Genomic DNA, 6,207 nt, shown 5'->3' with positions numbered 1-6,207 from the left:
GCTCGGCCATGAGCCAGCCTGTCTTGCGCTCTACTCCCGACAGCACGCCATCAAGAAAGGCGCCGCTCGATAATCGCAGTTCACGACGACGAAAGATCGGCCCCAGTCGCTCCTTCAATGCATCGAGCTCGCGTTGCCATGCCAAAATCGACCCAGACCAGCTTGCGACGGACATGCAATTCCCTCCAGCTAAACGCCGAGAGTGAATCATGATCTCGCATAAAACGCAACTGTAGTACTAGACCAGGCGAATCGTGCCCGCGATATATGGCCGGCGTTGTTGACGCGGCTCGCGTTGCTTGGTGGGGGGGCACCTCTGCTCGATCGAAACCGTCATGATGGCCGCGCCACTGAAGTTCACGGGTTCAGCCCCGCGCAGCGCGCCGTGTTGAGTACATGCGTTTCCATTTCAAGGCGGGCGCGTGCCGCATCATTGTCGCTTAGGGCCGCAATGATGCGGCGATGCTCGGCGATGGAGGCCTGCATGCGCGCGGGCTCTGTGATCGGAATCGGTTGGCGCTGCGTTTCCGTCAGCTGCTCGCGCACGACTTGGTAAAGCGCCCGCAGCATGGCATTGCTGCAGGCAGACGCAATGATGCCGTGGAATTCGAGATCGGCTTCGACATTGGCCAGCAGATCCTGTTTGGCCCAGCAATCCTCCATCTGCTTCGTTGCCGCTTCCATCGCCTGCAGCTGATTGCCGGTGAGGCGTCCGGCGGCGAGTGCGGCGATATTGCCCTCAAGCATGATGCGCGTCTGGAAGACGTCGAAGACCGAATAGGTGTCGGAGTAGCGCCAAGGCGCCATATTGCTTCCCGGGGCGCCAGGGTCGGCAACAAAGGTGCCTCGGCCGGCTTCGGTTTTGATCAAGCCCAGAGTTTCGAGAGTCAGCAGCGCTTCGCGTAGCGAGGCCCGGCTGATGCCGAGCTTCAGGGAAAAATCACGCTGCGACGGAATCTTCTGACCGGCGGCGAGTTCGCCGCTCTGGATCATGTCCTGTATCAGTCGGGCCGCCGATTGCGGCACCAAAGTCCTGTTCAGCATTCTTGCGCTTCTCCGACATCTGATCGGCGCGTCTGGTTCGCCCCGTACATTTAAATCCATCACGCGCTTGCAAATGACAAGATACCATGATTGATTTGGCCTGACTGGTCAGACCGGTTAGACCATTAGCAAAAATACGCGCCATAAAACAAGGGGAACCTAGATGCGTCATTTTTCCTTTCTGAAGACTGCGGTGATTTCGGGCGTTCTCGCCTTCGCCAGCCATGCATCCCTTGCCGCCGATCTTTCCGTCGGCGCCAATATCGGCAATGTGCCATGGGAATTCCAGGACGAAACCGGCAAGACCGTCGGCTTTGAAGTCGATCTCATCACCGAAATTGCCAAGCGCCTCAACAAGTCCGTCGAATTCGTCAACATCCCGTTCAACGGCCTCTTTTCTGCCGTCCAGTCGGGCCGAATCAACATGGCAGTCTCGTCGATCACCATCACCGAGAAGCGCCTGGAATCGGTCAGCTTTGCCCAGCCCTACTATGACAGCGACCAGTCGCTTACTGTCATGGCTACCGCCGGCATCAAGGATCTCTCGGGCATGAGCGGCAAGGTGGTTGGCGTCGACACGGGTTCGACTGGCGACGTGTGGGCAACCACCAACACCGCCAAATACAGCCTCGGCGAAATCCGCCGCTTCGAAGGCCTGCAACCGGCCATGCTCGATCTCGCTGCCGGCCGCATCGACGGCTATATCAGCGATATTCCGGCGCTGCAGTATTACGTAAAGGACAAGCCGACAATCAAGGTCGTCGAGCGTATCCCGACCGGCGAAAAATACTCGATCATGTTCAACAAGGGCGACCCGTTGGCCAAGCAGGTCAACGACGTGATTACGACACTGAAGGGCGAGGGCTTCATCGCCAAGCTGCACGAAACCTGGTTCGGCGCGAAGGCCGAGGATACGACCTCTACAATCAAGGTCGCCGACATGCCTGCTGCTAAGTAAGGCCGGATGGTTCAGGCCACGGATGGCGGCTTGTCCGCCATCCGCCCCCCAACGACCGACCGGTGCCTAAATGGATATCTTTACGACCTTTTTTAATCTGGCGGTGCTGGAGCGCTCTTTTCCGCTGCTCCTCTCCGGCCTCTGGATCACCCTCGAACTTGGCGTCGTCAGCATCGTTGGCGGCCTGGCGGGTGGGTTGATCCTCGCGCTCCTGCGCCTCTATGGCGCGACGTTTCTCCAAGCGCTTGCCAAGATCTATATCGACATCTTCCGCTCAATTCCGCTGCTAGTGCTGCTCATCGTGATCTACTATGCCTTGCCATTCGTCGGCATCCGGCTCTCGCCGTTCCTTTCGGCCGCCGCTGCCTTGACGATCGTTTCGACGGCTTACACGGCGGAGATCTTTCGCGCCGGCATCGAAGCCATTCCGCGCGGCCAGTTCGAGGCCTCGGAAGCGCTCGGACTTTCCTATCGTCACATGATGGTAGAAATCATTCTGCCGCAGGCGATCAAGATCGTCATTCCGCCGCTGACGAACAACTGCATCAACGTGATGAAGGATACGGCGCTGGCGTCCGTTGTCGCCATGCCCGATTTGCTGAAGCAGGCAACGCAGGCGCAGGCATTGATGGCAAATCCCTCGCCGCTCATTGGCGCAGCCATCATCTACGTCGCGTTCCTGTGGCCGCTGGTCAGCATCGTTGCCCGTCTCGAAAAACGCTTCAGTGCCGGGAGGCGTCGATGAAAACCATTGTCAATATCCACAACCTCAACAAGTCTTATGGCAATTTCCAGGTCCTTCACGGCATCGATCTGGCAATCGGCGAAGGCGAGGTCGTGTGCGTCATCGGCCCCTCGGGCTCCGGTAAATCGACGCTGATCCGCTGCATCAACCACCTGGAGAGCTTCGCAAACGACAGCCACGTCGAGGTCGATGGCATCAAGGTGGAGCGCGGGCGCAATCTGGCGCAAGTGCGCGCAGAAGTCGGAATGGTGTTCCAGTCCTTCAACCTCTTCCCGCATCTGACGGTCATGAAGAACATCATGATCGCGCCGATGCGGGTACGCGGCACACCGCCTGATGAGGCCGCCCGCAAGGCGCGCGAACTACTTGCCCGCGTCGGTATCACCGAGCAGGCGGAGAAGTATCCGGAACAGCTGTCCGGCGGCCAGCAGCAGCGAGTGGCGATCGCCCGCGCGCTGGCGATGGAGCCGCGCGTACTGCTCTTCGACGAGCCCACCTCGGCGCTCGACCCGGAGATGGTGGGCGAAGTGCTCGACGTCATGCGCACGCTCGCCGGCACCGGCGTCACCATGATCGTGGTTACGCATGAGATGGGCTTTGCCCGTCAGGTCGCCGACCGTGTCATTTTCATGGATGGCGGCCGGATAGTGGAAGCCGGCACACCCGCCGAGATATTCGACAATCCGCGGGAGGAGCGCACGAAGAGCTTCCTGCGCGCCGTTCTCAATCACTGACAATAAAGACAAGGTTCCGGAGGACCACATGGAGACGCAACGCCCACTCGACATCGACTTTGTCAGGAGCCAGTTCCCGGGGCTTCAGCATGGATGGACGTTTTTCGACAATGCCGGAGGCTCGCAGATCCTGAAGCGCGCGGTCGAGCGCATCAATACGTTCCTCTATGACAAGAACGTCCAGATCGGCGGCAGCTACGACGTGTCGCAGCAGGCGGCGAAGGCGTTGATGGAAAGCCGCGTCGCCGCCACACATCTGGTGAACGCCGCGCGCCCGGAAGAAATCATCTTCGGGAGCTCGACCACGGTGCTGTTGCAGAATCTGGCGCGCGCCATGCGCAGCCAGCTTTCGGCCGGCGACGAGATCATAGTTACCATTTCGGACCACGAGTCCAATATCGGGCCTTGGGACGGGCTGCGCGACATGGGCGTCGTCGTCAAGTTCTGGCCGCTCGACACCAAGACCTATGAGCTCGACCTTGCCGATCTCGAACCACTGATGAGCGAGAAGACAAGGCTCGTCTGCGTCACCCATGTCTCCAATATTCTCGGCGCCATCAATCCGATCGCCGATATCGCGGCCATGGTGCATGCGCGCGGCGCGCGTATCTGTGTCGATGCCGTCGCCTATGCGCCGCATCGCGCCGTCGATGTCCGAGCGATGGATGTCGATTATTACGTCTTCAGCTTCTACAAGACCTACGGCCCGCACTACGCGATGATGTACGGCAAATATGATTATCTTCTGGAGCTCGATCCGCTTTATCACTTCTTCTATGGGCGCGACAAGGTTCCGGGAAAGCTGGAGCCGGGCAATCCGAACTACGAGCTCGCCTATTCGGTCACGGGGATCGTCGATTATCTCTGCGAACTCGGCGCAAAATCCGGCGCCTCGGGCTCGCCGCGTCAACTGATCCTTGCGGCCTTCGAGGCGATCACCATTCAGGAAAACGCGCTGACGGATCGGCTGCTAACCTATCTGCGCAGTCGCAACGATTGCCGCATCATCGGCGAGACGGCAAACCGCAATGGCCGGCGTATCCCGACGATCAGCTTCGTCTTCGAGGGGCGCAATTCGGAAGATATCTGCAAGGCCATGGACGCCTATAAGATCGCAATCCGTTTTGGCGATTTCCACGCGCGGCGGCTTGGCGACCATGTTGGCCTGCCGCAGTACAATGGCGCCGTGCGCGTTTCCATGGTGCATTACAACACGGTCGCTGAGGTCGATGGACTGATTGCGGCGCTTGATGAAATCTTGGGGCGCGACAATGCGGGCCTGAAAAAGGGGGCTGCCTGATGCATTTCGATACCATCATCAAGAACGGCACAGTCTTCACCGCGAGCGATACGTTTCGTAGCGATGTCGGGATTCGCGATGGAAAGATCGCTGCGCTGGCCGCTGGTCTTGATGATGCCGATGAGATCATCGATGCCACCGGCCTCTATGTCATGCCCGGCGGCATCGACAGCCATGTCCATATCGCCCAACCCTCGGGCGACGGGATCGTCATGGCCGACGATTTCGCGAGCGGTACCCTTTCGGCCGCCTTTGGCGGGAACACGACGATCCTGCCTTTCTGCCTGCAGGAAAAGGGCACGACGCTGCGTGAATCGCTGAAGGATTACCATGCCAAGGCCGATGGCCAGTGCCATATCGACGTATCGTTTCATCTGATCCTCAGTGATCCCACGGCCTATGTGCTCGGGCAGGAGCTTCCGGCGCTTGTCGAGGATGGCTATACCTCGCTCAAGGTCTTCATGACCTATGAGAACCTTCGCCTGCGCGACGACCAGATCCTCGATACATTGGACTGCGCCCGCCGTTCCGGCGCGCTCGTCATGGTCCATTGCGAGAATGAAGACGCAATCCGCTATCTGATCGGCAAACATGAGCGGAATGGCGATCTGGCGCCGAAATTCCACGCGCTGAGCAGGCCTGCCGCGGCCGAGCGCGAGGCGACGCATCGGGCGCTTTCGCTTGCCGAAATCGTCGATACGTCGATTGTCATCGTCCATGTCTCGAACCGCCAGGCGATGGAAGAAATCGAGCGGGCCCGCAAGCGCGGCGGCAAGGTCGCGGGCGAAACCTGCCCGCAATATCTGCTGTTGACGGCAGACGATCTCGATGCTGCCGAGCTTGAGGGCGCGAAATTCGTTTGCTCGCCGCCGCCGCGGGACAAGGAAAGCCAGATTGCCTGCTGGGAAGGCCTGCAGAATGGCACGTTCGAACTTTTCTCGTCCGATCATTGCCCCTTCCGTTACGAGGATGAGGGAGGCAAGCTCAACGAGAAGGGCAAGCGGAATTTCCGTTGGGTTCCAAACGGCATTCCCGGCGTCGAGACGCGGTTGCCCATTCTGTTTTCGGAAGGGGTGAGCAAAGGCCGGATCGATATCAACCGCTTTGTGGCGCTGTCATCCACCAATCATGCCAAGCAATATGGCCTCTATCCGCAGAAGGGCACGATCGCGATCGGCTCGGATGCCGATATTGCCCTCTGGGATCCGTCGAAGAAGGTGACCATCACCAACGACATCCTGCATCACGGCGCCGATTACACACCCTATGAAGGTCTTGAGGTCCAGGGCTGGCCCGTGCGCGTCATCCTGCGTGGCGCGACCATCGTTGATGGAGAGGCGTTCACCGGCGCTGCGGGTCAGGGTGCCTATCTTCGCCGGGCGAAAGTTGGCGTCGTATCGCAAAATAGATAAATGCGAAAACGCTC

The 6,207-nt window shown here is 59.4% G+C and carries 6 protein-coding genes; 5 read left to right on the top strand and 1 reads right to left on the bottom strand.

Going from position 1 to position 6,207, the window contains the following annotated elements; translation table 11 throughout:
• Positions 1-357 precede the first annotated feature (357 nt).
• Positions 358-1,044, bottom strand: coding sequence for a FadR/GntR family transcriptional regulator (locus RHIBUN_RS0129695; RefSeq protein WP_018857933.1), 687 nt, complete (start codon positions 1,042-1,044; stop codon positions 358-360).
• A gap of 163 nt (positions 1,045-1,207) precedes the next feature.
• Between RHIBUN_RS0129695 and RHIBUN_RS0129690 the strand changes: the two genes are divergently transcribed.
• The 5 genes from RHIBUN_RS0129690 (at position 1,208) to hydA (ending at position 6,193) form a co-directional block, all read left to right on the top strand.
• On the top strand, positions 1,208-2,002 hold the full coding sequence (locus RHIBUN_RS0129690; protein WP_018116614.1) for a transporter substrate-binding domain-containing protein: 795 nt from the start codon (positions 1,208-1,210) through the stop codon (positions 2,000-2,002).
• Positions 2,003-2,072: 70 nt separating this feature from the next.
• Positions 2,073-2,747, top strand: a complete 675-nt coding sequence (locus RHIBUN_RS0129685; protein WP_018116615.1) for an amino acid ABC transporter permease — start codon at positions 2,073-2,075, stop codon at positions 2,745-2,747.
• Complete coding sequence (locus RHIBUN_RS0129680) at positions 2,744-3,481, top strand: amino acid ABC transporter ATP-binding protein (RefSeq protein WP_025662401.1); 738 nt, start codon at positions 2,744-2,746, stop codon at positions 3,479-3,481. The genes RHIBUN_RS0129685 and RHIBUN_RS0129680 overlap by 4 nt, the downstream gene beginning before the upstream one ends.
• A 28-nt stretch (positions 3,482-3,509) precedes the next feature.
• Complete coding sequence (locus RHIBUN_RS0129675; RefSeq protein WP_025662400.1) at positions 3,510-4,781, top strand: cysteine desulfurase-like protein; 1,272 nt, start codon at positions 3,510-3,512, stop codon at positions 4,779-4,781.
• A complete protein-coding gene (gene hydA, locus RHIBUN_RS0129670; RefSeq protein WP_025662399.1) occupies positions 4,781-6,193 on the top strand; it encodes a dihydropyrimidinase in 1,413 nt (470 codons plus the stop codon). The genes RHIBUN_RS0129675 and hydA overlap by 1 nt, the downstream gene beginning before the upstream one ends.
• The last annotated feature ends 14 nt before the right edge of the window (positions 6,194-6,207 follow it).

Source organism: Rhizobium sp. IBUN (assembly GCF_000510625.1).
Classification (GTDB): Bacteria; Pseudomonadota; Alphaproteobacteria; order Rhizobiales; family Rhizobiaceae; genus Rhizobium; species Rhizobium altiplani.
The sequence above is the reverse complement of the archived record's forward strand: the minus strand, read 5'-3'. Positions and strand labels throughout refer to the sequence as shown.

Bases quoted from the DNA above. Each gene is read 5' to 3' on its own strand.
- hydA (WP_025662399.1), top strand. From the start codon at position 4,781: ATGCATTTCGATACCATCATCAAGAACGGCACAGTCTTCACCGCGAGC.
- RHIBUN_RS0129680 (WP_025662401.1), top strand. From the start codon at position 2,744: ATGAAAACCATTGTCAATATCCACAACCTCAACAAGTCTTATGGCAAT.
- RHIBUN_RS0129675 (WP_025662400.1), top strand. From the start codon at position 3,510: ATGGAGACGCAACGCCCACTCGACATCGACTTTGTCAGGAGCCAGTTC.
- RHIBUN_RS0129695 (WP_018857933.1), bottom strand. From the start codon at position 1,044: ATGCTGAACAGGACTTTGGTGCCGCAATCGGCGGCCCGACTGATACAG.
- RHIBUN_RS0129690 (WP_018116614.1), top strand. From the start codon at position 1,208: ATGCGTCATTTTTCCTTTCTGAAGACTGCGGTGATTTCGGGCGTTCTC.
- RHIBUN_RS0129685 (WP_018116615.1), top strand. From the start codon at position 2,073: ATGGATATCTTTACGACCTTTTTTAATCTGGCGGTGCTGGAGCGCTCT.